Here is a 24,048-nt window from a genome sequence, read left to right on the forward strand (position 1 = left end):
AACCGGTGGCCGGCTTGCGCGCCGGTCCTTGCCCCGCCCCCGGAGATTGCGGAGATTGCCAAATGGCCATCCAGCTCAACCACACCATCGTCTTTTCTCATGACAAAAAGGTTTCCGCGGACTTTCTTTGCGAGATTCTCGGACGCCCGGCCGCCGTGCCGTTCGGTCCGTTTCTTGCCGTTCGGCTGGACAACGATGTCACGCTGGACTTTATGGACGCGGACGGCGATGTTGCCCTGCAGCACTATGCCTTCCTGATCAGCGACGCGGAATTCGAGCAGAGCTTCGCCCGCATCCGCGCGAGGAATCTGACGTACTGGGCGGACCCGTACCGCCACCGCCCCGGCGAGGTCAGCACCGACAATGGCGGCCGCAGGATCTATTTCGAGGATCCGAGCCAGCATCTTCTGGAAATCTTCACCAAGGAATAAGGCGCATGCGCATCAAGAAGAAAAAGAGCCGCGACAACCGCCACGGGCTTCAGCATCCCGTGCCCAAGGCCGATATCAGGTTCCGCAAGCGCTGCGGAGCCCTGGCGGTCGCGGCCGCGGCGTTCGGGACGCCGTGCGCGGCGCAGGATTTCGATGACATCGAGCGGCCGTTATGGGAAGCCGGCCTTGGCGTGGGGGGCATCACGCTGCCGCACTATCGCGGCTCGGACGAGCGCGCCAACTACCTGTTTCCGGTGCCGTATTTCATCTACCGGGGCGAGGTCCTGCGCGCGGACCGCAACGGCGTGCGCGGCAAGCTGTTCGACAGCGACCGGGTCGAACTCAACGTGAGCCTCGGCATCTCGCTGCCCGTGAAAAGCCGCAACGACGAAGTCCGCAGCGGCATGCCCGACCTGAAGACCGCGGTGGAAATCGGCCCTTCGCTGGCGGTGACGCTGTGGCATTCCCCTGCCGACCGCACCCGCCTCGACCTGCGGCTGCCGGTACGGCTGGCGGTAACGGTGGAATCGTCGCCAAAGGCGATCGGCTGGATCTTCTCGCCGCACCTGAACCTGGACGTCGCCAACGTGGGCGGCATGGCCGGCTGGAACCTGGGACTGATGGCGGGGCCGCTATTTTCGACGTCGCGTTATAACCAATATTTCTATTCCGTCGAAGAGCAATTCGCGACCGCGGCACGGCCGGCCTACGAGGCGCGTGGCGGATACTCGGGCAGCATGGCGCTGGCGTCGCTGTCCAAGCGCTTCCGGCATTTCTGGTTTGGCGCCTTCGTCCGCTATGACCGGCTGGACGGTGCAACGTTCGAGAACAGCCCATTGGTGCGGCGCAAGGACGCCCTCGCGGCAGGGCTGGCGCTGAGCTGGGTCTTTGGCGAATCGTCGACGCGCGTGCCGAGCCGGGAATAGCTGGCATGCAAGCGCCGGGATCCAATCCCAGGCAAAAAAAGCCCCGGCAGGTAGGCCGGGGCCGTCATTTAAGTTAGTGCAGCTGGCGCTTCAGGTCAGAAAGCTCCGAATGCATCGTGGTGATTGCATCCTTCACCTTGGTGTCGAGCCCGCCGGCCTGTTGGCAAGCCCGCTCGGCACGATCGCCTATCCGTTCGAGGTCATCGACACACTGCCGTATCCGGTCTTCGTCCTGGGACGACATGGTCTTCTTTGCCGACTGGCATTCCTTGTCAAGCTCATCCACCCAGTTCATCAGGTCTGGTGGAATGCTCGAGTCGGCGTGGCAGGTCCGTGATGCCTCGCTGATGGTTTGCTGCAGATGGGTAAAGCGCTGCTGGATTTCACTGGGTTGCAACATGATGCCCCCTTTATTGAACATCAGTTCCAGATGAATTCAGGCAACAACTGACGGGTGTATTGCCTGAGCCATCGTCATTCGCGCGCCGCAATCGACTGCCAGCCCCGGTGCTTCCGTCACTTGGCATCCGAAGCCCGCGAAAGACGCTTTTTTAGTGTAGGTCATCATCGCCAGCCTGCCCCGATATGGCGCCGGGGCACGAAACCAGAAAGCCACCTGGCGCCTGCCGATCAACGGTAGCGCGCGGCCAGCTTCTCCAGCGCCACCGGCTTGATCCGCGAGGCCTGCCCGGCGCAGCCGAAGGCCTCGAAGCGCAGCTTGACCACGCCCTTGGCCCCCTTCTTGGCCGCCAGCAGCGCCTTGCGTGGATCGAACTCGCTGCGGTCCTCCGCCAGGGCCTTGCGGATCGCCCCGGTCATGGCCAGGCGGATATCGGTGTCGATATTCACCTTGCGCACACCGGTGCGGATGCCACGCTGGATTTCTTCGACCGGCACGCCATAGGTTTCCTTGATGTCGCCACCGTACTGGCGGATGATGTCCAGCCATTCCTGCGGCACCGAGCTGGAGCCGTGCATCACCAGGTGGGTGTCGGGAACCTGCTCATGGATCTCGCGGATGCGGTCCATCGCCAGAATGTCGCCGGTGGGCTGGCGCGAGAACTTGTAGGCGCCGTGGCTGGTGCCGATGGCAATGGCCAGCGCGTCAACGCCGGTACGGGCGACAAAGTCCCGCGCCTGCGCCGGGTCGGTCAGCATCATGTCGTGCGACAGCGTGCCCGCCGCCCCCACGCCGTCCTCTTCGCCAGCCTGGCCGGTTTCGAGCGAGCCCAGGCAGCCCAGTTCGCCCTCTACCGACACGCCGACCGCATGCGCCATCTCGCACACGCGCCGCGTGACGTCGACGTTGTAGTCATAGTCGGCCGGCGTCTTCATGTCTTCGCGCAGCGAGCCATCCATCATCACGCTGGTGAAACCGGAGCGGATCGAGGCCTGGCAGATCGCCGGGCTGGAGCCGTGGTCCTGGTGCAGCACGATGGGGATGTCCGGATGGGTCTCGGCCGCGGCCAGCACCATATGCCGCAGGTAGGCCTCGCCGGCGTACTTGCGGGCCCCGGCCGAGGCCTGCAGGATGACCGGGCTGTCGGTTTCCTCGGCCGCTTCCATGATGGCGTGGATCTGTTCCAGGTTGTTGACGTTGAAAGCCGGCACGCCGTAGCCGAACGCTCCCGCGTGGTCCAGCAACTGGCGCAAGGATATGAGTGACATGGTGAAGCTCCTTTACTCGATGGGGATTCGGTGAGGCCGGTTCAGGTGGCGGCAGGCGGCCGGCGCCAGCCGCGCCGGCGTGAGCAGCGCCGGCAATGCCTCCATCGAATCGACCAGCGCGTCAGCGCCCAGCGCCGCGGGCCCGCCGGGGCCGGCGTAGCCATAGCGCACCAGGCAGACCGCCATGCCGGCCGCGCGCGCCGCCGCCACGTCGACCGGCGAATCCCCCACCAGCACGCCCTGCGCCGGATCGACGTCGAGCAGGCGGCAGGCATGGCGCAGCGGCTCGGGGTCCGGTTTCATCTGCGCGATCGAATCGCCCGCCACCAGTACTTCCAGGTACGCCGCCAGTCCGGTCAGCGCCAGCAGCGGCGCCGCCAGCGCGCGCGGCTTGTTGGTGACGCAGGCAAGGCGGTAGCCGTGGTGCCTGAGCGCTGCCAGACCCGCTTCCACGCCCGGGAATACCGAGCCGAGGCGGCCGTTGGTGTCGGCATAGTGGCGATGGAACATCGCCTCGGCACCGGCGGCGTCGATGGCGTCCACACGCGGCGGCGCGAGCTGCGCGGTCTCCAGCACGCGCCGCACCAGGTTGGGCACGCCACGGCCGATAAAGCCGGCCACGGTATCGAACGGCAGCGGCGGACTGCCGAGTTCGGCCAGCATGCGGTTGGCGGCCTCGACAATGTCGGGCGCGCTATCGACCAGCGTACCGTCCAGGTCGATCAGCACCGCGGTGCAAGGCATGGATACGGTAGCCATCACGCCCCCTCCAGCAGCACGCGCGCGGCCGCCGCGACATGCGCCGGGGTCAGGCCGAAGTGCTGGTACAGCGCCTCGGCCGGCGCGGATTCGCCGAAGCTGTCGAGGCCTAGCGCCACGCCCTCCTCGCCCACTACGCCGCGCCAGAACCAGGTGGCGCCGGCCTCCACGCTGACGCGCGGCAAACCTGGCGGCAGCACCGTCTCCCGGTATGCCGCGTCCTGCGCGTAGAACAGCTCGACGCAGGGCATGGACACCACGCGCGCCGCGATGCCGGCATCGGCCAGGTCCTGCGCGGCGCGCACCGCGATCTCCACCTCGGAGCCTGTCGCCACCAGCACCACGCGCGGCGCCACCACATCGCGCAGCACATAGCCGCCGCGCGCGATGCCGGCGCGCTGGGCCGCATCGCGCTCGAACGGCGTCAGCGCCTGCCGCGACAGCACCAGGCACGTGGGCCCGTGCTCGCGCCGCAGCGCGGCCTGCCAGGCGTACGCGGTCTCGGCGCCGTCGCAGGGCCGCCAGACCCGGTTGTTGGGGATCAGGCGCAGGCTGGCGGCGTGCTCCACCGGCTGGTGGGTGGGGCCGTCCTCGCCGAGGCCGATGGAATCATGGGTCAGCACGTGCACCACGCGCAGCCGCATCAGCGCCGCCATGCGGATGGCATTGCGCGAGTAGTCCGAGAAGGTCATGAAGGTGCCGCCGTAGGGGATCAGCCCGCCATGCAGCGCCACGCCGTTCATGACCGCGGCCATGCCAAACTCGCGCACGCCGTAGCTCACGTAGTTGCCGTGCCCGGCGTGGTTGACCCAGACCGAGGCCTTGACATTGGTCAGGTTGGAGCCGGTCAGGTCGGCCGAGCCGCCCAGCAGCTCGGGCAAGGCGGACGTCAGCGCCTCCAGGCAGAGTTGCGAAGCCTTGCGCGTGGCGATCTTGCCTTGCAGTGCCGAGGGCGCGTCCAGCAACGCCATCAGTTCCGCATCGAAGCCTTCCGGCAAGCGGCCGTTGATGCGGCGCAGGAATTCCTCGGCCAGCTCCGGATGCGCGGCGTGATAGCCGGCGAAGCGCGCCTCCCATTCGGCCTCGCGCGCGGCGCCCTGTGCGCGTGCGTCCCAGGCGTCAGCCACGTCCGGGGGCACCACGAAGGGCTCGGTCTCCCAGCCCAGCGCCTCGCGCATGGCGGCGATTTCCTGCGCGCCCAGCGGTGCGCCATGCACATCGTGCCCGCCTGCCTTGGCCGGCGCGCCCTTGCCGATCACCGTCCGGCAGCAGATCAGCGTGGGCCGCTCGCGCTCGGCCCTGGCCGCGTGCAGCGCGGCGTCGATGGCCTGCGCATCGTGGCCGTCGACGCCGGCAATCACATGCCAGCCGTAGGCGGCAAAGCGCTTCGGGGTATCGTCGGCAAACCAGCCGGCGACGTTGCCGTCGATGGAGATGCCGTTGTCGTCGTACAGGCAGATCAGCTTGCCCAGCCCGAGCGTGCCCGCCAGCGAGCAGGCTTCGTGGCTGAGCCCCTCCATCAGGCAGCCATCGCCGAGGAAGACATAGGTGTGGTGGTCGACGATGTCGAAGCCGGGCCGGTTGAAGCTAGCGGCCAGCAGCTTCTCCGACAGCGCCATGCCAACGGCATTGGCCAGGCCCTGCCCCAGCGGCCCGGTGGTGGTTTCCACGCCCGGCGTTACGCCCAGCTCCGGATGGCCTGGCGTGGCCGCGTGCAGCTGGCGGAACTGGCGCAGCTGCGACATCGGCAGGTCGTAGCCGGTGAGATGCAGCAGCGCGTACTGCAGCATGCAAGCATGGCCGTTGGACAGCACGAAGCGGTCACGGTCGGGCCAGGCCGGGTTGGCGGGGTTGTGGCGCAGGTGGCGGCGCCACAGCACTTCGGCCATCTCGGCCATGCCCATGGGCGCGCCAGGGTGGCCGGATCTGGCCTGCTCCACCGCGTCGGCGGCCAGGAAGCGCAGCGCGTTGGCGCAGCGCGCGGCGGAGTCGATACGTTCGGGTGCATTCATCAGTGGTGTCCTCGCAAACGGCAATGGGTCACAGCTCGGCGCGCTTGCGGCGCTCCATCATGCGCAGGACGAAGGGCGTGAAGATCAGCTGCATGGCCAGTTCCATCTTGCCGCCCGGCACCACGATGGTGTTGGCGCGCGACATGAAGGAGTCGTGGATCATGCTCAGCAGGTACTGGAAGTCGATCCCCTTCGGGTTGGCAAAGCGGATCACCACCATGCTTTCGTCCGGCGCGGGAATTTCGCGCGAGATAAAGGGGTTGGACGTGTCCACGCACGGCACCCGCTGGAAGTTCACATGCGTGCGCGAGAACTGGGGGCAGATGTAGTTCACGTAGTCCGGCATGCGGCGCAGGATGGTGTCGGTCACCGCCTCGGTGGAGTAGCCACGCTGCTTCTTGTCGCGCCAGAGCTTCTGGATCCATTCCAGGTTGATCACGGGCACCACGCCGATCAGCAGGTTCGGATACCTGGCGACATTGACCTCGTCGGTGACCACGCCGCCATGCAGGCCTTCATAGAACAGCAGGTCGGTGTCGGGCGGCAACGGCTCCCACTCGGTGAAGGTACCGGGCTCCTGCCCGAACGGGGCGGCCTCCTCCGGGCTATGCAGGTAGTGCCGGCGCATGCCCGTGCCGGATTCCGCATAGGAGCGGAACAGGTTCTCCAGCTCGGCGAACAGGTTGTTCTCCGGACCGAAGTGGCTGAAGTTCATATTGCCGGTGCGCTCGGCCTCGGCCATCTTGACCTTCATTTCGGCGCGGTCGAAGCGGTGGAAGCTGTCGCCTTCGATCACCACAGACTTCACGCCCTCGCGGCGGAAGATGCTCTCGAAGGTACGGGTCACCGATGTGGTACCGGCGCCCGAGGAGCCGGTGATGGCGATGATGGGATAACGTTCTGACATGGCCGGGCACCTCAGGCGGAAACGCGAAACAGGCTGCGCTCGTTGAACAGGGGATTGGGAAGCTCGGGATCGGCGGGATCGGTGTGGTAGCGCTCGATCCGTTCCACTTCATTGCGCGAGCCGAAGATCACGCCGATGCGCTGGTGCAGCGCGGCAGGCGCCACCGACATCAGCGGCTGGCGGCCGGTGCTGGCGCGCCCGCCCGCCTGCTCCATCAGGAAGGCGATGGGGTTGGCCTCGTAGAGCAGGCGCAGCCGTCCCGGCCTGGCGGGATCTTTGGTATCGCGCGGGTACATGAAAACGCCGCCCCGCATCAGGATGCGGTGCGCCTCGGCCACCATCGAGGCGATCCAGCGCATGTTGAAGTCCTTGCCGCGCGGCCCGCTTTGCCCGGCCAGGCATTCGGTGATGTACTGCCGCACCGGTGCTTCCCAGAAGCGGCTGTTCGACGCGTTGATGGCGAATTCGTGGGTGTCGGCCGGCACGCGCAGGTTGGGATGCGTAAGAAAGAACTCCCCCAGGTTGGGATCGAGGGTAAAGCCGTTGACGCCATTGCCCACCGTCAGCACGAGCATGGTGGTGGGGCCGTAGAGCGCGTAGCCGGCCGCCACCTGGGCCGTGCCGGGCTGCAGGAAGTCCTGTTCGGTGACCGCGTCCGCGCCTTGCGGGGCGCGCAGTACCGAGAAGATGCTGCCGACCGAGACATTGACGTCGATATTGGACGAGCCGTCGAGCGGATCGAACAGCAGCAGGTATTTGCCGCGCGGGTAGCGCTCGGGGATCTGGTAAGGCGCCTCCATTTCCTCCGAGGCCATGCCCGCCAGGTACCCGGCCCACTCGTTGACGCGCACGAAGGCGGCGTTGCTCAGCACATCGAGCTTCTGCTGGACTTCGCCCTGGACGTTGATGGCGCCCCGCTCTCCGTCCGCGGCGCTGCCGTGCCTGTCTCCCAGCGCGCCGAAGGCGACCGCGCGCGCAATCTCCTTGCAGGCCATGGCGACGTTCAGGATCAGGCCGTTGAAGCCGCCGCTGGCGGTCGGAAAGCGGCGGCGCTCCTCGATCAGGAACTGCGTCAGGGTCATCCTCTGGACTTCGGGCATGGCAGGTCTCCTTGATTTGATGTGTATTCTTTTGTCGCGCCGGGGCCGGCTACGTGAAGGTCGCGGCCTCGCGCAGGCGGCGCAGGATGCCCCGGTAGCCGCCGTCGGTATCCGGCGCGCCGAACACGGCGCTGCCGGCAACGAAGGTGTCGGCACCGGCGCGCGCGATCGCGGCGATGTTGTCGGCCTTGACCCCGCCATCGATCTCCAGCCACACCGGCCGACCGCCGGCCTCCGCCTGCCGGTCGATGCGCGCGCGGACCTGGCGCAGCTTGTCCAGCACGCCGGGGATAAAGGCCTGGCCGCCAAAGCCCGGATTGACGCTCATCAGCAGCACCAGGTCGAGCTGGGCGAGCGTATGGTCCAGCCAGCCCGCCGGCGTGGCCGGGTTCAGCACCAGGCCGGCCTTGCAGCCGTGATCGCGGATCAGGCCGATGGTGCGGTCCACATGGCGGCTCGCCTCCGGATGGAAGCTGATGATGCTGGCGCCCGCCCTGGCGAACAGCGGGATCAGCGCGTCGACGGGCTCCACCATCAGGTGCACGTCGATGGGAATCGACACGTGCGGCCGGATCGCTTCGCACACCAGCGGGCCGATGGTCAGGTTGGGCACGTAGTGGTTGTCCATCACGTCGAAGTGCACCAGGTCTGCGCCGGCTGCCTCGATCGCGCGCACCTCCTCGCCCAGCCGCGCGAAGTCGGCGGACAGGATGGAGGGCGCCAGGCGGATCGCACCGTTGCTGGTGCCGCGATCGCTGCCCTGATCGCTGCCCTGATCCTGGCCATGTTCAATGTGCTGGTCGGTGGCGTGCATATCAGGCTGCCTCGAACCATGTGCCGCGATGCCAGGCGCGCAATGCGGCGAGGTCCGCCCAGCGGTGTTCCGCGCCCGGCAGGAGCTGCGGAAGCGGCTGCTCCGGGTCGCCCAGGTGCGGCAGTACCAGCAGCGCGCCGTCGAAACGGTCCTGCGCGGTATAGGCGGTGGGCGTGACCACGGTGGGGATGCCGGCCGCCTGCGCCGCGCGCACGCCGTTCTCAGAATCCTCGATGGCCAGGCAATCGGTGCCCTCCAGGCCCAGCCGGTCGAGCACGGCGAGGTAGACATCCGGGGCCGGCTTCTTGACCGCGGTCGTGCCCGCGTCGCAGATGGCGGCGAAGCGCTCGCGCCAGCCTGCCCCCAGCGGCGCCCGCAGCAGCGCGTCGAGGTTGGCCGGCGTGGTGGTGGTGGCAATGGCGATGGGAATGCCGGACCGGCGGGCTTCGTCGATCAGGCGGGCAATGCCCGGCCGCAGCGGCAGCCGGCCGCTGCCGACGCGCTCGGCATAGTGGCGGGTCTTGATGGCATGGACGGCGTCGATGGTTTCCCTCACCTTCGCGCCGCGGGCCTCTGCCGAGACTTCGGGGTCCAGCATGCGCCAGTAATGCATCAGCCGCTCCTTGCCGCCGGCCACCCTGAGCAGGCGCGTGTAGAGCGCTTCATCCCAGCACCAGCCGAGGCCGGCTTCGGCAAAGGCGGCATTGAACGCCTGCAGGTGGGCCGTCTCGGTATCGGCAAGCGTGCCGTCGACATCGAAGATCAAGGCTTGCATGGCTTACTCCTTGTCCTTCGCCTGCGCGAACACGCGGCTCGCCAGCAGGTCGGCGGCCGTGATGGTGGTCAGGGTCTGGTCGTCGACCACCGCGCCGGCGTCGTCCAGCAGCCGCGAGGCATGGCGCAGCCGCGCGCGGTCGAGCGCATTGCGCACGCTGCGGGCATTGGCGAAATGCGGCTGCGCCATGCGCCGCGCCAGGTAGTCGGCAAACACGGCCGCGCTTTCATCGTCGAAGCGGTACTGCATCTCGCCCAGCATCAGTGCCGCGATCTGGCGCAGCGCGTCGAGCTGGTAGTCGGGGAAGTCGATATGGTGGGCCACGCGCGAGGACATGCCCGGATTCGATTCGAAGAAGCGGTCCATACGGTCCTTGTAGCCGGCCAGGATCACCACCAGGTCTTCGCGGTTGTTCTCCATGACCTGCAGCAGGATCTCGATCGCCTCCTGGCCGTAGTCGCGCTCGTTCTCCGGGCGGTAGAGGTAGTAGGCCTCATCGATGAAGAGCACCCCGCCCATGGCCTTCTTCAGGATCTCCTTGGTCTTGGGCGCGGTATGGCCGATGTACTGGCCGACCAGGTCATCGCGGGTCACCGCCACCAAGTGGCCGCGGCGCACGTAGCCCAGCTGGTGCAGGATCTGCGCCATGCGCATGGCCACGGTGGTCTTGCCGGTGCCGGGATTGCCGGTAAAGCACATGTGCAGGCTCGGCGCCCCCGCGCTGAAGCCGCGCGCGGCGCGCAGCTTGTCCACCAGCAGCAGCGCGGCGATATCGCGGATGCGCGCTTTCACCGGCGCCAGCCCGATCAGCTCGCGGTCGAGCTGGGCCAGCAGCTCGGTGATGCCCGAGCTCGCCAGCGACTCGGCCAGCGATCCGGCCACCGGTCCGGCATCGGCGGCAGGAGGTTGCAGCACTGCGGTCGTTTCGGGTGCGGACATGGCAGGCTCCGGGAGAAACATGGTCAATCGGTTCGATAAAGCCGGCGCGCGGCATCCCCCGGCGCGCGGCCTGGCGGCGCACGCAGCCGTGGCATGGCACAGCGTGGAAATCGCTGCCGGCAGCGCTGCGCGGCGGCTCAGTCGATGCTGCGGTAGCGGCTGCCCTCGGGCCGCGCCTGCACCGCGTAGCTCTCGACCGAGTAGCGGATCGTGCGGCCGGGCTCCTCCTGCCGCACCAGCCGGAAGCCGGGCTCTTCGGCGGGACGGTTGACGATGAACGACATCACCACCGACTCCACCGTATGGGTCGAATCGAAGGCGGTGACGCGGATGTAGTGGTTGGGGAAGGTGCTGCGCGCGCTGTTGATCTCCTGCAGGATGCCGGCGGCATCGCGCAGGTCGAACATCGGCAGGCCGAACATCTCCCAGTAGGTATTGCGCGGATGCGGGTCGTCGGTGTATTCGATGCCGACCGCCCAGCCCTTGTCCAGGCAGTACTCAAGCTGGCTGGTGATCTGTGCGTCGGTCAGGTCGGGCAAGAAAGAGAAAGTGCCTTGGGTTATGCGCATGATGTCCTCTCGTTCTGTGGGTTCGCTGGGGATCGCAGGGGATCGCAGGGGCCGGGTCAGGCCACCGACGCTGTCGGCACGAAGTCCGAGGTATCGGTCGGCGTGTAGTTGAAGGTGATGTCGCCCCAGGTATCGAGCGCGGCCCGCAGCGGCCCGCACCAGCGCGCGGCGTCGCGCAGGATCTCCGGCCCTTCGTTGAGGATGTCGCGCCCTTCGTTGCGCGCCAGCACCATCGCTTCCAGCGCGACGCGGTTGGCGGTGGCCCCGGCCTGGATGCCCTGCGGGTGGCCGATGGTGCCGCCGCCGAACTGCAGCACCACGTCGTCGCCGAAGAGGCTGATCAGCTGGTGCATCTGGCCGGCGTGGATGCCGCCGGAAGCCACCGGCATCACCTTGCGCAGCGAAGCCCAGTCCTGGTCGAAGAACAGCCCGCGCGTCAGGTCGGTGCGTGTATAGGCGTCGCGGCACACGTTGTAGTAGCCCTGCACGGTAAGCGGGTCGCCTTCGAGCTTGCCCACCGCCGTGCCCGTATGCATATGGTCCACGCCCGCCAGCCGCAGCCATTTGGCAATCACGCGGAAGGACACGCCATGGTTCTTCTGCCGGGTGTAGGTGCCATGGCCCGCGCGGTGCAGGTGCAGGATCATGTCATTCTGGCGGCACCAGTTGCTCATGGACTGGATGCAGGTCCAGCCGACGATCAGGTCGACCATGATGATGACCGAGCCCAGCGATTTGGCGAACTCGGCGCGCCGGTACATCTCTTCCATGGTGCCGGCGGTCACGTTGAGGTAGCTGCCCTTGACCTCGCCGGTGGCGGCCGAGGCCTTGTTGACCGCATCCATCACGAACAGGAAGCGGTCGCGCCAGTGCATGAACGGCTGCGAGTTGATGTTCTCGTCGTCCTTCATGAAATCCAGCCCGCCCTTCAGGCCCTCATACACCACGCGCCCATAGTTGCGCCCCGACAGGCCGAGCTTGGGCTTGGTAGTGGCGCCCAGCAGCGGGCGGCCGAACTTGTCCAGCCGTTCGCGCTCGACGATGATGCCCGTGGACGGGCCGGCGAAGGTCTTCACGTAGGCGACCGGGAAGCGCATGTCTTCCAGGCGCGCAGCCTTGATCGGCTTGAAGCTGAAGACGTTGCCGATGATCGAGGCGGTCAGGTTGGCGATCGACCCTTCTTCGAACAGCGACAGGTCATAGGCCACGTAGCAGAAGAACTGCTCGGGGTTGTTGGGCACCGGATCGACCCGATAAGCCTTGGCGCGGTACATGTCGCAGGCGGTCAGGCGGTCGGTCCACACCACGGTCCAGGTGGCGGTGGAGGACTCGCCGGCCACCGCGGCAGCGGCCTCGACCGGATCCACGCCGTCCTGCGGGGTGATGCGGAACAGCGCCAGCAGGTCGGTATCCTTGGGCTCGTAGTCGCCGTCCCAGTACCCCATTTCCTTGTACTTCATGACGCCGGCGTCGTAGCGCTTGCGCGGCTTGGCTTGGATCGTCTCAGGTGCGTTCATGCTGGTCTCCCTTGCGTGGATTGGCGGCGTGGCTGCGTGGTTGAAAGATATAAGCCGACCCACATAAGGTAAATTCAGATATTCTTAGCCCTTACATAAGCTATTCCTTAAGTGCAGGCGGCGCCGCACCGCCTGTGAACGTTGAACAGCCGCCCCCCACTGCCCCCACTGCCCTCATTGCCCCAATGTCCTTTCTGCGCGCCCTGACCCTTCGCCAGTTGCAGATCTTCGTCACGGTGGCCAGGCACGCCAGCTTCGTGCGCGCGGCCGAAGAGCTGCACCTGACCCAGCCGGCGGTGTCGATGCAGGTCAAGCAGCTTGAATCCGTGGCGGGCCTGGCGCTGTTCGAGCGGACCAAGGGGCAGCTCAGGCTGACCGAGGCCGGCGATCGCCTGCTGCACCATGCGTCGCGCATCCTCGGCGAGGTCAAGGATGCGGAGGAAGGGCTGCAGGCAGTCAAGGATGTCGAGCAGGGGTCGATCACGATCGGGCTGATCAGCACGGCGAAGTACTTCGCGCCCAAGCTGCTCGCCGGCTTCACGGCGCTGCACCCGGGCGTGGAGCTGCGCATCGCCGAAGGCAATCGCGAAACGCTGCTGCAACTGCTGCAGGACAATGCGATCGACCTTGCGCTGATGGGCCGTCCGCCGCGCGAGCTGGACGCCGTGTCGGAACCCATCGCGGCGCATCCGTACGTGGTGGTGGCCTCGCCGCGGCACCCGCTGCGCGGCGAGAAGGGGTTTGACCTGCACGAGCTGCGCCACGAGACTTTCCTGCTGCGCGAAAGCGGCTCGGGTACGCGCACCGTGGCGGAGTTCACGTTCAGGGACCACCTGTTCACGCCGGCCAAGGTCATCACGCTGGGCAGCAACGAGACCATCAAGCAGGCGGTGATGGCGGGCATGGGCATCAGCCTGCTGTCGCTGCACACGCTGTCGCTGGAACTGCGCACCGGCGAGATCGCGCTGCTCGACGTGACGGGCACGCCGATCGAGCGCGTCTGGCATGTCGCGCATATGGCAAGCAAGCGCCTGTCACCCGCCAGCGAGTCCTGCCGCGCCTACCTGCTCGAACACACCGCCGCGTTCCTGGGGAAGGAATATGCCGGGCTGTTGCCCGGGCGGCGCGTGGCCTGAGACCGGTCAGGTCAGGACCGGTCTACAGGCTCTTGCCGGACGGGTTCACTCCAGCGTGATGCCTTCGCGCTGGATCACGGCGCCCCAGCCGGCGTCCTCTTTCTCAATGCGCCTGGCGAAGTTCGCGGAGTCGACCATGACGACCTCGCCCTGCTGGCCCAGCGCGGCGCGCGCCTTGCCGTCATCCAGCACGCCACGCGTGATGGCATGCAGGCGCTGGACGATCTGCGGCGGCGTGCCGGCCGGCGCCAGCATGCCGATCCAGAACGTCACGTTGAACGGCGCGATGCCGGCCTCTTCGAGCGTGGGGACTTCAGGCAGCTGTGGCATGCGCTTCGATGCGGTGATCGCGAGCGGTTTCAGCTTCCCTGCCTTGATGTGAGGCAGCGCGGTCCACGTATCGAATGCCGTCTCCAGCTCGCCGCTGATCACCGCCAGCTGCGCCTGCGCCGACGACTTGTACGGAATATGCGTGGTCTGGATCTTCGCCCGGTTGTTCAACATGGCGAAGCTGAGATGCGCGATATTGCCCGGGCCTGCCGAGCCATAGCTGATCTTGCCAGGATGTTGCGAGGAAAAGCGCACCAGGTCGGTGACCGACCCTACCGCGTTCTTGCGCGACCATTCAGGATTCGCTACCAGGATAAAGGGTGCCTCCAGCACCAGCGTGACCGGTGCGAAATCCTTCGGCTTGTAGTTGCTCTTCTTGTACACCTGATGGTTGATGGTGATGCTGCTGGAGTTCGTCATCAGCAAGGTATATCCATCCGGCGCCGCCCGCGCCGCCTCCGCCACGCCGATCAGTCCGTTGGCGCCCGCCCTGTTCTCCACGACCACAGGTTGGCCCAGGGACTTGCTCAGGTGGTCCGAGACAATGCGTGCCGCGGTGTCGGTGAATGAACCTGCCGGGAACGGAACGATCATTCTGACCGGCCGGCTTGGCCAGTTCGCCTCCTGGGCCGCGGCCGGGCCGGAGATTGCGCAAAGCAGGACGCCAAGCGCGGCGGCAACCCTGAATATGCCCGCGGATGGAACGCGGCGCGTCGCAAAATTGAGTCTCTTCATGTCGTCTCCTCTTGTACTAGTCATGTTCGAAACACCTGCCGGCGCTACGGCAGCGCTCTCGATTGCCTGGGCTGCGCCGTCTTGCCAGTGATGCCGCGTTGTTCCAGGTCCGCGATCTGTTTTGCGCTCAGTCCCAGCACGCAAGCCAACACTTCCTCGTTGTGTTCGCCCAGCGTCGGTGCGACGTTGCGGATCGGCATGGGGTCGATGCCAGTGCGGAACCAGGCGGTGCTGGCCGGGTAGCTGCCGATGTGGGCGCGCTCGACGTCGCGCCAGAATCCCCGCGCGCGCAGGTGGGGATCCTGCAGGACCTGCGCCATGGTTCGCACCGCGCCCGCGGCGACGCCGGCCTGTTGCAGCAGGCGCATCGCTGCTTCCGCATCCCGCTCCGCGCACCAGGCGGAGATCGCCGCATCGATCCGGTCCTGATGCGCACGACGGCCCGAAGCCCGCGCAAGCTGCGTATCGGCGGCGAGGTCCGCCCTGTCGAGCACACGACACAGCGCAGGCCAGTGCGCATCGGTCACTGTCAGCACGATCCACGCGTCTTCGCCCGCGCAGCGGAAGCAACCGTGCGGCGCATGCATCGGATGGCGATTGCCCTGGCGTGCAGAGACGGTGCCGCTGACAGACTGCTCCAGGATGAACGGCGCCGCCATCGGCAACATCGCCTCCACTTGCGACAGGTTCACATGTCGGCCCGCGCCGGTGGCCTGCTGCTCGAACAGCGCCAGCAACATCGCGGCTCCTGCATTCAGGCCGCCAATCGGATCGCCATAGGCGTATGACGTCATCGCCGGCGGTCCCTCCGGGTGTCCGGTATGCAGCGGCAGCCCGCTGGCCTGCTCCAGCGTGCCGCCGTAGGCGCGGGTGTTGCTCCATGCGTTGCCGAGACCGAACGCCGGCATCGAGACCATGACCAATCGTTTGTTCACGGCGCGCAGTGCCGCGTAGTCCAGGCCCAGCCTCGGCAGGACTTCGGCGGAGTAGTTCTCGATCACCGCGTCCGCGCCTTCGACCAGCTGCAGCAGCAACTGCCTCCCCTCGGGGCGCGTCAGGTCCAGCGTGATCCCCAGCTTGTTGCGGTTCATCAGGTTGAAGTTCGAGTTCTTCTCGTACAGCCGCTCCCGATAGAACTCTTCCGTGAAGTTGGCACCGCGCCACCAGTCGGGATAGCAGGTGCTTTCAACCTTGATGACTTCCGCGCCAAAGTCGGCCAATGTCCGCGAGGCGAGCGGCCCGGCCCAACCCATCGTCAGGTCGATAACGCGGATCCCTTGCAGCGGCAACTGCTCGGTGGAAGTCCGCTGGCGCTGCAGACGAGGACGGTACGCCAGGCCCGCGGTCCGGTAGTGATCGTCATGCGCGCCCTTCGCCGGCGCCGTTCCACCCGGCAACGGCCCGGCCGCATCCAGGCGCAGTGGTACCACCGGGCCTTCGAAGGTCGCGCCTGCCGCAACCACCGGGACAAACGCGCCACGCTGCCGATGCACGTCCTGCCCGAGCAGCGCCTCCATCGTCGGCACGATGACGGTCGGGTGCTTCTTCGCGCCGAGGATCTCGAACCACTGCCCGGCCGACCGGGTCAGGAACGCGCGTTCGAGCAGCGCGTCGATCTCGTCCGCACGGGCCATGCGCTCCTGGCCGTTGGCGAAGCGGGGGTCGTCGGCCAGCTCGGGATGCCCGATCGCCTCGCACAGCGCTTTCCACTGAGGCAGCGTGTGGGTGAAGATGCCGATCCACCCTGCCGCGGTCTGGTAGATGCCGGCCGGATGCGTGCCACAGAACCGGTTGACGCCAAGACGCCGAAGCGGGTGGCGCTTGTCCGTGACCATGCCGGCTTCCATTTCGACCACGCTCAGGATGGCCTCATGCGCGCTCAGCACATAACGGCGGCTGCCATCCGCCGCCCCGATCAGGCCCGCGACAGCCGCCGAGAACGCCATCAGCCCGAACACCACGGCGGTCTGCACGTCATGCGGCATGTGTGGTGGTCCGTCAACCGGGCCACTGGCATGCACGGCGCCGGCCAGGCTGCGGCACACGGCTTCCGCGCCGGCATACTGGCTGTAAGGGCCGCTCTCCCCGAACCAGGTCAGCACGACCTCGATCGGCTCGCGCTCGTGTGGATCGCCGGTATCGCCGGTATCGCCGGTACCAGCGGACCAGACCGGCCTGGCGTGGATGCCTGCGGTCAGTGCTCGCGCATCGAGCACGACATCGCAGGTTCGCGCCAGTTGCGCCAGCCATGTCATGTCCTTCGGGTTGTTGCCATCCGCCGTGACGCTGCGCTTGTTGGTGCTGAGCCACGCAAAGAGCGCGCTTTCAGCAGGCTCTGCGCCGGCAGCGCCGACCATCGGCGGCATCTGCCGCCAGGCATCGCCCGCCGGGCTTTCCACCTTGATGACCTCGGCACCGAAATCGGCGAATAACTTGCCCGCATACGCCAGTGCCGGGCCAGTGCCGACCTCCAGCACGCGCAGGCCGCGCAGCGCCAGCCGGGCCGCGTCAGGACCATTTATCGTCATAGGAACCTCTTGTGTATGGACTATCCAGGGCCAGGCTTCACCATGCATCGACAAACGGGCGGCGCGCTCTGCGTCGCCGGACGTCGGCTGATGCGATCCCCTGGACGATCCACTTGCGCGTCTGCGCAGGGTCGATCACGGCATCGATCTCCACCGCGGCGGCCGTGCTGATCGCGTGGCCGCGCTCGTAGGCCTGGCCAACCAGCTGGTCGAACAGCGCCTTGCGTTCCGGCCCGTCGGGCACCGCCTCCAGTTCTTTCTTGAAGCCCAGCGTGACGGCGCCTTCCAGGCCCATCGGACCGAATTCCCCGGTCGGCCACGAAACGACGAAATTCGCCGAGCGGAAGCCGCCTCCCGCCATCGCCATGGCGCCCAGGCCATACCCCTTGCGCAGCGTGACGCCCAGCAGCGCAACGCGCAGCTTGGCCGCCGTGAGAAACATGCGCGACACATGGCGCACCTGCGCGCGCGCCTCGACCTCCGGCCCGACCATGAACCCGGGCGTGTCGATCAGCGAGATGAGCGGCAGTCCGTGCGCGTCGCACAACTGCATAAAGCGCGACGCCTTGTCCGCGGCGTCGGCATCGATGGCACCGCCGAGATGATGCGGGTTGTTGGCCATGATCCCCACCGGCTGCCCCTCCACGCGGGCGAGTGCGGTGTGTATGCCCGCGCCGAAGCCGGCGCGCAGCATCAGCACGCTGCCGACGTCTGCGATCCCTTCGATGGCTTTGCGGGAGTCGTACACGCGCAGCCGGTTCTCCGGCACGACATGGCGCAAGTCGAGGGGATCCGGTGCGGTCCAGTGCGCCACGCGCCCCTGGAACATCGACAGGTAGTGCTTCGCCACCTGGACCGCCTGCGCTTCGTCATCGACGAGGACATCGACCACCCCATTGGCAAACTGCACCGAAGCCGGACCGACGTCTTCGGGGCGGAAGATCCCCAGGCCCCCGCCCTCGATCATGGCGGGCCCCGCCATGCCGAGATTCGCTGACTTGTCCGCAATGATCACGTCGCAGCAGCCCAGGAAAGCCGCGTTGCCGGCAAAGCATCGGCCCGACACGATGCCGACGACCGGGACATGCCCGTTCAGATCGGCAAATGCGGCAAACGACGGCTGGTACAGGCCGGACACCGAGGGGAAATCCACATCCCCCGGGCGCCCGCCACCGCCTTCGGCAAAGAGCACCAGCGGCAGCTCGTCCCGCATCGCAACTTCGACGATGCGGTCGGTCTTGATGTGGTTGCGCTTGCCTTGCGTTCCCGCCAGCACCGTGGCGTCGTAGGCCATCACCGCACTGCGCGCCTTGTCCTTGCCGACAAGTTCGCCGTTGATATCGCCGATGCCGGTAATCAGTCCATCCGCCGGAGTGTTGGCGATGAGGTCTTGCCGGCTGCGGCGGGAGGCCTGCGCCGCGACGGCAAGCGCGCCGTACTCGACGAAGGTCTCCGGATCGCACAGGTCCGCGACGTTCTCGCGCGCGGTGCGCTGGCCGCGCGAGCGGCGCTTTGCCACCGCATCGGGGCGCGCGTCGTCATACAGCCAGGCATGCCGGTCGAGCACGCGCTGCAGGTCGGCACGGATCGCATGCGGGTCGGCATCCCCGACGACATCCGCTGACTCGCCGCTGGCCTCGGCCTGCTCCAGCACCATCAGGATCTGGCCTTCCGGCGCCAGCGCGCCTGCCTGCAGCCGCAGGTCGATGACGCGGCCGCCGCATTCAGCCGTTACCGCGTGTTCCATCTTCATGGCGTCGAGCACCGCAACCGTCTTGCCCGGCTGGACGATATCGCCCACATTCACTGCAATCTCGACCACCCGTCCGGTCAGTGGCGCGCGGATCGCTACCGCCCCCTCACTGACGGCCTCTTCGGCGTCCGCCAGGCGCGGCGCGAGCACAGCGGCCGCGGGCGTCGCGGCGCCAGGCAGGGATGCCTGCGCGCGCTCGGCCCTTGCGATCTCCGCCGCGCAGGCAATCAGCTCCGGGAAAATCGCTTCGAAGTGCCGTGTGTGCACCTGCTGGCTGAGGAAATCGGCGCGCTGCGCGAGGGCCCGCAACAGGTCAAGGTTGGTCGGCACCCCGACGATCCGGAATTCCGCGAGGCTACGCTGCAGGCGCCGCACCGCCCCCTCGAACCCGGGCGCGGCGCTGGTGACAACCAGCTTTGCCAGCAGCGTGTCAAAGTTGGGCGACGGCGCATAGCCGGTGTAGCCGTGCGTGTCGACGCGAACGTCCGGACCCGACGGCGGATCGAAGCATTCGAGGCGCCCCTGGGCCGGGCGCGCAAGGCCTTGCGCATCGGTCGTTTCCGCGTTCACACGGACCTGGATGGCGTATCCCTTCGGTTGCGGCGGCGAAGCGTGGTTGAGGCCAAGGTCACTGAGGGTCTGCCCTGCTGCCAGCCCGAGCTGCAGCGCGACAAGGTCGACGCCGGTGACTTGTTCCGTGATGGTGTGCTCGACCTGCAAGCGGGGATTGGCTTCGATGAAGACAAAATCCTGCTGCTCACCAGACGCCGTTTCCTCTACCAGGAACTCGAAGGTACCCAGGCTCAGGTAGTTGACGCGGCGCGCCAGTTTCAGCGCGGCCCTGATGATCTGCTCGCGCAGCGCCGGGCGCAGCACCGGGCTGGGAGCGATCTCCACCAGCTTCTGGAAGCGGCGCTGCAAGGTGCAGTCACGCTCGCCAAGCGCGATCACCCGCGCCCCGTCGCCGGCAATCTGCACTTCGATATGGCGCGCCCGGCTGACCAGCCGCTCGGCGTACAGGGCATCGATGCCAAACGCGGAACCCGCCTCGGAGCGGCAGCGCGCGTAAGCCTCCGCCAGGTCCTCGCGCCGCCGCACCACGCGCATGCCGCGGCCGCCTCCGCCGCCAACGGCCTTGATGACGATGCCGGCATCGCCTTGCGCTTCGAAGAAGCTGGCGATTTCTTCGACCGATGCCCCGCCTCGCGTTGCCGGCATGGTGGGGACATCGCACTCCGCCGCCAGCCGCAGCGCACTGCCCTTGTCCCCGAACAGCGCCAGCTGTGCCACGGTGGGGCCGACGAACGTGATACCGGCGTCAATGCACGCCTGGGCAAAATCGGCACGCTCGCTCAGGAAGCCATAGCCTGGATGGATGGCATCGCAACCGGAAGCCTTCGCCGCGGCAATGATGCCGGCAATGTCGATGTACGCCGGCGGCCCGGCCCCGTCGAGCGCAAGCGCCTCGTCCGCCAGCAGGCGATGCCGCGAACTGACGTCGTCCTGCGAATAGACCGCGACCGTGCGGATATCCATGTCGCGCGCGGCGCGTTGGACGCGCAACGCGATCTCCCCTCGATTGGCGATCAACAGCTTTTTCAATGGATGTCTCCTTCGTTTTATTAAGTCAATGCTGTGGGCTGCACAGTGATCAGGGCCGGATGCCAAAGCGGCTGATGCCGGTTTCGCGCAGCGGTGCCGCCAGGTTGGCGAACTCGCACAGCAGCGTGCGCGTGTCGCGCGGATCGATGATGTCTTCGATGACGAACGCCTCGGCGCTGCGAAACGGCGAGGTCAGGCTGCGCACCCGCTGCTCGATCTCGGCGTGCTTCTGCACCGGATCGTCGGCGCCTTCGATCTCGGCCTTGTAGGCAACCTCCAGTCCGCCTTCGATCGGCAGCGAGCCCCAGTTGGCCGATGGCCAGGCATAGCGGCAATTGAACCGCCCCATATGCTGGTGGCCGGCTGCCGCCACGCCATAGGCGCGGCGCAGGATCACCGAGCACCACGGCACCGTGGTCTGGTAGACCGCCGCCAGCGCACGCACGCCGTAGCGCATGGTGCCCGCCTGCTCGGCTTCCAGCCCGATCTGGAACCCCGCGATATCGACAAGGTTGACCACCGGCAGGTGGAAGGCCTGTGCCATGTCGACAAAACGGGTGAATTTCTCCGCGCTGGCGCTGTCCCAGCCGCCGCCATGGAAGGCCGGATCACTGGCGATCACTGCCACCGGCCAGCCATCGAGCCTGGCCAGGCCGGTGACAAGCGCGCACCCCCAGTTCATGCCGATCTCGAAGAACGAATCGGCATCGACCAGCGCCTGCACGATCGGGCGGATCTCGTACGTGGCACGGGTGTCGCGCGGGATGGCCGACAGCAACCATTCGTCGCGACGCGCCGGATCGTCGGCCGGCTCGATCCGCGGCGGCAGTTCATGGACGGAACCCGGCAGGTAGGACAGGAAGCGGCGTGCGCGCCCGAAGGCCTCCAGCTCGGTGGCGACCTCGTCGTCCACCACGCCGTTGCGGGTATGGATCTGGCTGCCGCCCAGCGCGTTCTTGGTCAGGTTCTGGCCAACGCGCGCCACCACGGGCGGACCTTCATTGAACAGCTGCGAAGTCTCCCTCACCATCACCGAATAATGGCTGGCTGCCACACGGGCAGCGCCCATGCCCGCCACGGACCCCAGTGCCAGCGACACCACCGGCACCACGGACATGTTCTCCACCACGTGCTGCCAGACCTTCATGGTGGGGATCAGGGTGTGGCCCTTGATCTCGATATTGCGCACCGAGCCGCCACCGCCGGTGCCGTCGACCAGCCGGATCATCGGCAGGCGCAGATCGTGCGCCATCTTCTCGGCGTGGACCAGCTTGTCGCCCACCGCACCGTCATTGGCACCGCCGCGCACGGTGAAGTCGTCCCCCACCAGCACCACCGGCCGCCCGCCCACCTGGGCCCGGCCCATCACTAGGTTCGACGGCACCAGGTCCACCAGCCGCCCGTTGCTGTCATAGCGGCCGCTGCCGGTCAGCCCGCCGACCTCGCGGAACGAGCCGGCATCGGCAATCTGATCGATGCGCTCGCGTACGGTGAGCTTGCCGGCCGCCTTGTGGCGCTCCACTTTGTCTTCACCCCCCATGCGGGCGGCGAGCCGCCTGCGGTAGGCCAGTTCATCGATTTCGGGTTGCCAGGTCATCATTCAGGACTCTTCTGCCGGTGTCGACGGATTCAGGTTGTTGTTTCCCATACCGCACGACCCATGCCACCCTGAGGACACTTGCAACCCCATTGAATTGATTGAGGAATTTCCGGCGCCCGCTTACCATGTCCGCGATAACGACAGCATGTGTCCGCTTGACGGACACGCATGGAGACAAGCAGTGTCCTCAGCAACAACACCGCAAGGCGCGGCCGGCATGCCTGCGCTGGGTGCCGTAGTGCTCTCTCCCGCCGGCAAAATCGCCATGGTGGGGGTCTGTGCAGACCCCGCTATCGCCGAGGCGGCGCAAAACGCCTGCAAGCACGCCACGGACGTGGTCAAGGGGCGCAGGCTTTTTCCAGTCGCGGCCGGCGATCGCCGCTACATCGGCCTGTGCCTGGAAGACGGCAGCCACCAGCTGATCCTGCTGCATCGTGTCGACACGCAAACCGTGCTGTTCGACTTCGTTGGCACGGTGCCCTTTGCCGGCGCCATCCTCGACCACTTCCTGACCGACCCGTACCAGGCCATCACGGTGGTGGACCGGCAGGGCCTGCTGCGCTTTATCAGCCCGGTGCACGAGAAATTCCTGGGCCTCGAAGCCGGCGCGGGCACCGGCAGCCCCGCCGCCGACGTCATCCCGAATTCACGGCTGCCGCAGGTCGTCGCGACCGGCAAGGCGGAGATCGGGCAGTTGCAGGAGATGAACGGCGTCACCCGCGTGGTCAACCGCATCCCGATCCGCCAGGACGACCATGTGGTCGGGGCCATCGGCCAGATCCTGTTCAAGGGACCGGAAGCGCTGGTGCGCATGCACAAGGAGCTGACCGCGCTGCGCACGCAGGTGGCGCGTTACCAGCGCGAACTGGACGGCTTGCGGGAAAGCCAGCCCCTGCTGGCGCTCATCGGCGAAAGCGCGCCGATGCAGCGCCTGCGCCGCGAGATCCAGACCGTGGCACCGCTTGACGTGCCCGTGCTGGTCCTGGGCGAAAGCGGCACCGGCAAGGAACTGGTGGCCCGCGCCATCCATCATGCGGGCCAGGAGCCGGGCGGCGACAGGCCGCTGGTCAGTCTCAACCTTGCCGCCCTGCCCGCCACGCTGATCGAATCCGAGCTGTTCGGCCATGCACCCGGCGCCTTTACCGGAAGCCGGCGCCAGGGACAGGCCGGCAAGCTGGAACAGGCCGCCGGCGGCACCGTATTCCTGGACGAGGTGGCGGACATCCCCATGGAGATGCAGGTCAAGCTGTTGCGGGTGCTGGAGGACCACATGGTCGAGCGCCTTGGCAGCCGCCGCGCGCAGCGTGTGGATTTCCGCCTGATCTCCGCCACCAATCGCGACATTCCCGCCCTGGTCGACGCCGGGCGCTTCCGCCTGGACCTGTTCTACCGGCTTAGCGGCGTGGTGCTGCGCATTCCCGCGCTGCGCCAGCGGCGCGAAGATATCCCGGCCCTGCTGCAGCACTTCGTCAGCGCGTTCTGCGCGCGCAATGCGGTGCCGGTGCCTGAAGTCGATCACGATGTGGCGCGGCACCTGGCCGGCCAGCCCTGGCCCGGCAATGTGCGCCAGTTGCGCCAGCGCATCGAGGAAGCGCTGGTGTTCTGCGATGGCCGCAGATTGCGCGTGGCGGATTTTGCACGTGGGGAAGCCGCACGCGGGCCGGTGAGCATGGAAAGCGGATCAGGCGCGAATCCAGTGGTGCAGGCGTATCCGCCCGCCCAGATCGACGAGGCCGGCATGCCTTCGCCCTCACCAACGGCACCAGCGGCGGGGGTAGGGGCCGAAGCCGGTGCCGGCATGAGCGAGCTTGCCTATGCAGCCGTGGTCGACGCCATCGCGCGCCATGGCGGCAACAAGAAGCGCGCCGCGGAGCAATTGCGGATCTCGCGGTCGCACTTGTACAAGATCCTGGAACGCGGGCCGGCGCGCTGACAGGGCCTGTTGCG

19 protein-coding genes are annotated in these 24,048 nt (G+C 67.2%); 4 read left to right on the top strand and 15 right to left on the bottom strand.

Going from position 1 to position 24,048, the window contains the following annotated elements; all coding sequences use genetic code 11:
* Positions 1-62: 62 nt before the first annotated feature.
* Together AB1I47_RS06670 and AB1I47_RS06675 are read left to right on the top strand one after the other, a co-directional pair.
* Positions 63-431 carry a VOC family protein gene (locus AB1I47_RS06670; protein ID WP_354682981.1) on the top strand — a complete coding sequence of 123 codons (369 nt, stop codon included), beginning with the start codon at positions 63-65 and terminating at the stop codon, positions 429-431.
* A 5-nt stretch (positions 432-436) separates the two neighbouring features.
* Complete coding sequence (locus AB1I47_RS06675) at positions 437-1,357, top strand: MipA/OmpV family protein (RefSeq protein WP_354682982.1); 921 nt, start codon at positions 437-439, stop codon at positions 1,355-1,357.
* 73 nt (positions 1,358-1,430) lie between these two features.
* Here AB1I47_RS06675 and AB1I47_RS06680 read toward each other — a convergent pair whose 3' ends face one another.
* The 11 genes from AB1I47_RS06680 to AB1I47_RS06730 form a co-directional block, all read right to left on the bottom strand.
* A complete protein-coding gene (locus AB1I47_RS06680; protein ID WP_354682983.1) occupies positions 1,431-1,757 on the bottom strand; it encodes a hypothetical protein in 327 nt (108 codons plus the stop codon).
* Between the two features lie 230 nt (positions 1,758-1,987).
* A complete protein-coding gene (gene fba / locus AB1I47_RS06685; protein WP_354682984.1) occupies positions 1,988-3,025 on the bottom strand; it encodes a class II fructose-bisphosphate aldolase in 1,038 nt (345 codons plus the stop codon).
* 12 nt (positions 3,026-3,037) lie between these two features.
* Positions 3,038-3,784: a phosphoglycolate phosphatase gene (gene gph, locus AB1I47_RS06690; protein WP_354682985.1), complete on the bottom strand. Its 747-nt coding sequence runs from the start codon at positions 3,782-3,784 to the stop codon at positions 3,038-3,040.
* Complete coding sequence (tkt, locus tag AB1I47_RS06695) at positions 3,784-5,796, bottom strand: transketolase (protein WP_354682986.1); 2,013 nt, start codon at positions 5,794-5,796, stop codon at positions 3,784-3,786. The genes gph and tkt overlap by 1 nt, the downstream gene beginning before the upstream one ends.
* 28 nt (positions 5,797-5,824) lie before the next feature.
* Complete coding sequence (locus AB1I47_RS06700) at positions 5,825-6,703, bottom strand: phosphoribulokinase (protein WP_354682987.1); 879 nt, start codon at positions 6,701-6,703, stop codon at positions 5,825-5,827.
* A gap of 11 nt (positions 6,704-6,714) precedes the next feature.
* The gene (locus AB1I47_RS06705) at positions 6,715-7,803 is read right to left on the bottom strand and encodes a class 1 fructose-bisphosphatase (RefSeq protein ID WP_354682988.1); all 1,089 of its coding nucleotides are present in this window, start codon (positions 7,801-7,803) and stop codon (positions 6,715-6,717) included.
* 49 nt (positions 7,804-7,852) lie between these two features.
* A complete protein-coding gene (gene rpe, locus AB1I47_RS06710) occupies positions 7,853-8,617 on the bottom strand; it encodes a ribulose-phosphate 3-epimerase (RefSeq protein ID WP_354682989.1) in 765 nt (254 codons plus the stop codon).
* Between the two features lies 1 nt (position 8,618).
* Entirely contained in the window at positions 8,619-9,392 is a 774-nt protein-coding gene (locus tag AB1I47_RS06715) for an HAD family hydrolase (RefSeq protein WP_354682990.1), read from the bottom strand.
* 3 nt (positions 9,393-9,395) lie between these two features.
* Positions 9,396-10,331 (bottom strand): CbbX protein, encoded by a 936-nt coding sequence (gene cbbX / locus AB1I47_RS06720; RefSeq protein WP_354682991.1) that lies wholly within the window; start codon positions 10,329-10,331, stop codon positions 9,396-9,398.
* 137 nt (positions 10,332-10,468) lie between these two features.
* Entirely contained in the window at positions 10,469-10,900 is a 432-nt protein-coding gene (locus AB1I47_RS06725; RefSeq protein WP_354682992.1) for a ribulose bisphosphate carboxylase small subunit, read from the bottom strand.
* A 56-nt stretch (positions 10,901-10,956) separates the two neighbouring features.
* A complete protein-coding gene (locus AB1I47_RS06730) occupies positions 10,957-12,417 on the bottom strand; it encodes a form I ribulose bisphosphate carboxylase large subunit (RefSeq protein ID WP_354682993.1) in 1,461 nt (486 codons plus the stop codon).
* A gap of 185 nt (positions 12,418-12,602) precedes the next feature.
* Here AB1I47_RS06730 and AB1I47_RS06735 point away from each other — a divergent pair, with 185 nt between their 5' ends.
* Positions 12,603-13,553 carry a LysR family transcriptional regulator gene (locus tag AB1I47_RS06735; RefSeq protein ID WP_354682994.1) on the top strand — a complete coding sequence of 317 codons (951 nt, stop codon included), beginning with the start codon at positions 12,603-12,605 and terminating at the stop codon, positions 13,551-13,553.
* A 45-nt stretch (positions 13,554-13,598) separates the two neighbouring features.
* Here AB1I47_RS06735 and AB1I47_RS06740 read toward each other — a convergent pair whose 3' ends face one another.
* Genes AB1I47_RS06740 through AB1I47_RS06755 form a run of 4 tightly spaced genes read right to left on the bottom strand, consistent with a single transcriptional unit; the run spans position 13,599 to position 22,098 of the window.
* Positions 13,599-14,618: a Bug family tripartite tricarboxylate transporter substrate binding protein gene (locus AB1I47_RS06740; RefSeq protein ID WP_354682995.1), complete on the bottom strand. Its 1,020-nt coding sequence runs from the start codon at positions 14,616-14,618 to the stop codon at positions 13,599-13,601.
* 44 nt (positions 14,619-14,662) lie between these two features.
* Positions 14,663-17,146 (bottom strand): CaiB/BaiF CoA-transferase family protein, encoded by a 2,484-nt coding sequence (locus AB1I47_RS06745; protein WP_354682996.1) that lies wholly within the window; start codon positions 17,144-17,146, stop codon positions 14,663-14,665.
* Positions 17,147-17,183: 37 nt separating this feature from the next.
* Positions 17,184-20,501, bottom strand: a complete 3,318-nt coding sequence (locus tag AB1I47_RS06750) for an acetyl-CoA carboxylase family protein (protein ID WP_354682997.1) — start codon at positions 20,499-20,501, stop codon at positions 17,184-17,186.
* A gap of 49 nt (positions 20,502-20,550) precedes the next feature.
* The gene (locus tag AB1I47_RS06755) at positions 20,551-22,098 is read right to left on the bottom strand and encodes an acyl-CoA carboxylase subunit beta (RefSeq protein ID WP_354683028.1); all 1,548 of its coding nucleotides are present in this window, start codon (positions 22,096-22,098) and stop codon (positions 20,551-20,553) included.
* 220 nt (positions 22,099-22,318) lie between these two features.
* Between AB1I47_RS06755 and AB1I47_RS06760 the strand changes: the two genes are divergently transcribed.
* The gene (locus AB1I47_RS06760; protein WP_354683029.1) at positions 22,319-24,034 is read left to right on the top strand and encodes a sigma-54 interaction domain-containing protein; all 1,716 of its coding nucleotides are present in this window, start codon (positions 22,319-22,321) and stop codon (positions 24,032-24,034) included.
* Positions 24,035-24,048 lie beyond the last annotated feature (14 nt).

The sequence above is a fragment of the Cupriavidus necator genome, assembly GCF_040578825.1.
Taxonomy (GTDB): Bacteria; Pseudomonadota; Gammaproteobacteria; order Burkholderiales; family Burkholderiaceae; genus Cupriavidus; species Cupriavidus necator_E.

What these genes read in the sequence shown, in the direction of transcription:
- AB1I47_RS06700 (WP_354682987.1), bottom strand. Translation starts at nt 6,703, where the DNA reads ATGTCAGAACGTTATCCCATCATCGCCATCACCGGCTCCTCGGGCGCC.
- tkt (WP_354682986.1), bottom strand. Translation starts at nt 5,796, where the DNA reads ATGAATGCACCCGAACGTATCGACTCCGCCGCGCGCTGCGCCAACGCG.
- AB1I47_RS06745 (WP_354682996.1), bottom strand. Translation starts at nt 17,146, where the DNA reads ATGACGATAAATGGTCCTGACGCGGCCCGGCTGGCGCTGCGCGGCCTG.
- AB1I47_RS06725 (WP_354682992.1), bottom strand. Translation starts at nt 10,900, where the DNA reads ATGCGCATAACCCAAGGCACTTTCTCTTTCTTGCCCGACCTGACCGAC.
- AB1I47_RS06675 (WP_354682982.1), top strand. Translation starts at nt 437, where the DNA reads ATGCGCATCAAGAAGAAAAAGAGCCGCGACAACCGCCACGGGCTTCAG.
- AB1I47_RS06760 (WP_354683029.1), top strand. Translation starts at nt 22,319, where the DNA reads ATGCCTGCGCTGGGTGCCGTAGTGCTCTCTCCCGCCGGCAAAATCGCC.
- gph (WP_354682985.1), bottom strand. Translation starts at nt 3,784, where the DNA reads ATGGCTACCGTATCCATGCCTTGCACCGCGGTGCTGATCGACCTGGAC.
- fba (WP_354682984.1), bottom strand. Translation starts at nt 3,025, where the DNA reads ATGTCACTCATATCCTTGCGCCAGTTGCTGGACCACGCGGGAGCGTTC.
- rpe (WP_354682989.1), bottom strand. Translation starts at nt 8,617, where the DNA reads ATGCACGCCACCGACCAGCACATTGAACATGGCCAGGATCAGGGCAGC.
- AB1I47_RS06670 (WP_354682981.1), top strand. Translation starts at nt 63, where the DNA reads ATGGCCATCCAGCTCAACCACACCATCGTCTTTTCTCATGACAAAAAG.
- AB1I47_RS06755 (WP_354683028.1), bottom strand. Translation starts at nt 22,098, where the DNA reads ATGACCTGGCAACCCGAAATCGATGAACTGGCCTACCGCAGGCGGCTC.
- AB1I47_RS06730 (WP_354682993.1), bottom strand. Translation starts at nt 12,417, where the DNA reads ATGAACGCACCTGAGACGATCCAAGCCAAGCCGCGCAAGCGCTACGAC.
- AB1I47_RS06715 (WP_354682990.1), bottom strand. Translation starts at nt 9,392, where the DNA reads ATGCAAGCCTTGATCTTCGATGTCGACGGCACGCTTGCCGATACCGAG.
- AB1I47_RS06735 (WP_354682994.1), top strand. Translation starts at nt 12,603, where the DNA reads ATGTCCTTTCTGCGCGCCCTGACCCTTCGCCAGTTGCAGATCTTCGTC.
- AB1I47_RS06680 (WP_354682983.1), bottom strand. Translation starts at nt 1,757, where the DNA reads ATGTTGCAACCCAGTGAAATCCAGCAGCGCTTTACCCATCTGCAGCAA.
- cbbX (WP_354682991.1), bottom strand. Translation starts at nt 10,331, where the DNA reads ATGTCCGCACCCGAAACGACCGCAGTGCTGCAACCTCCTGCCGCCGAT.
- AB1I47_RS06705 (WP_354682988.1), bottom strand. Translation starts at nt 7,803, where the DNA reads ATGCCCGAAGTCCAGAGGATGACCCTGACGCAGTTCCTGATCGAGGAG.
- AB1I47_RS06740 (WP_354682995.1), bottom strand. Translation starts at nt 14,618, where the DNA reads ATGAAGAGACTCAATTTTGCGACGCGCCGCGTTCCATCCGCGGGCATA.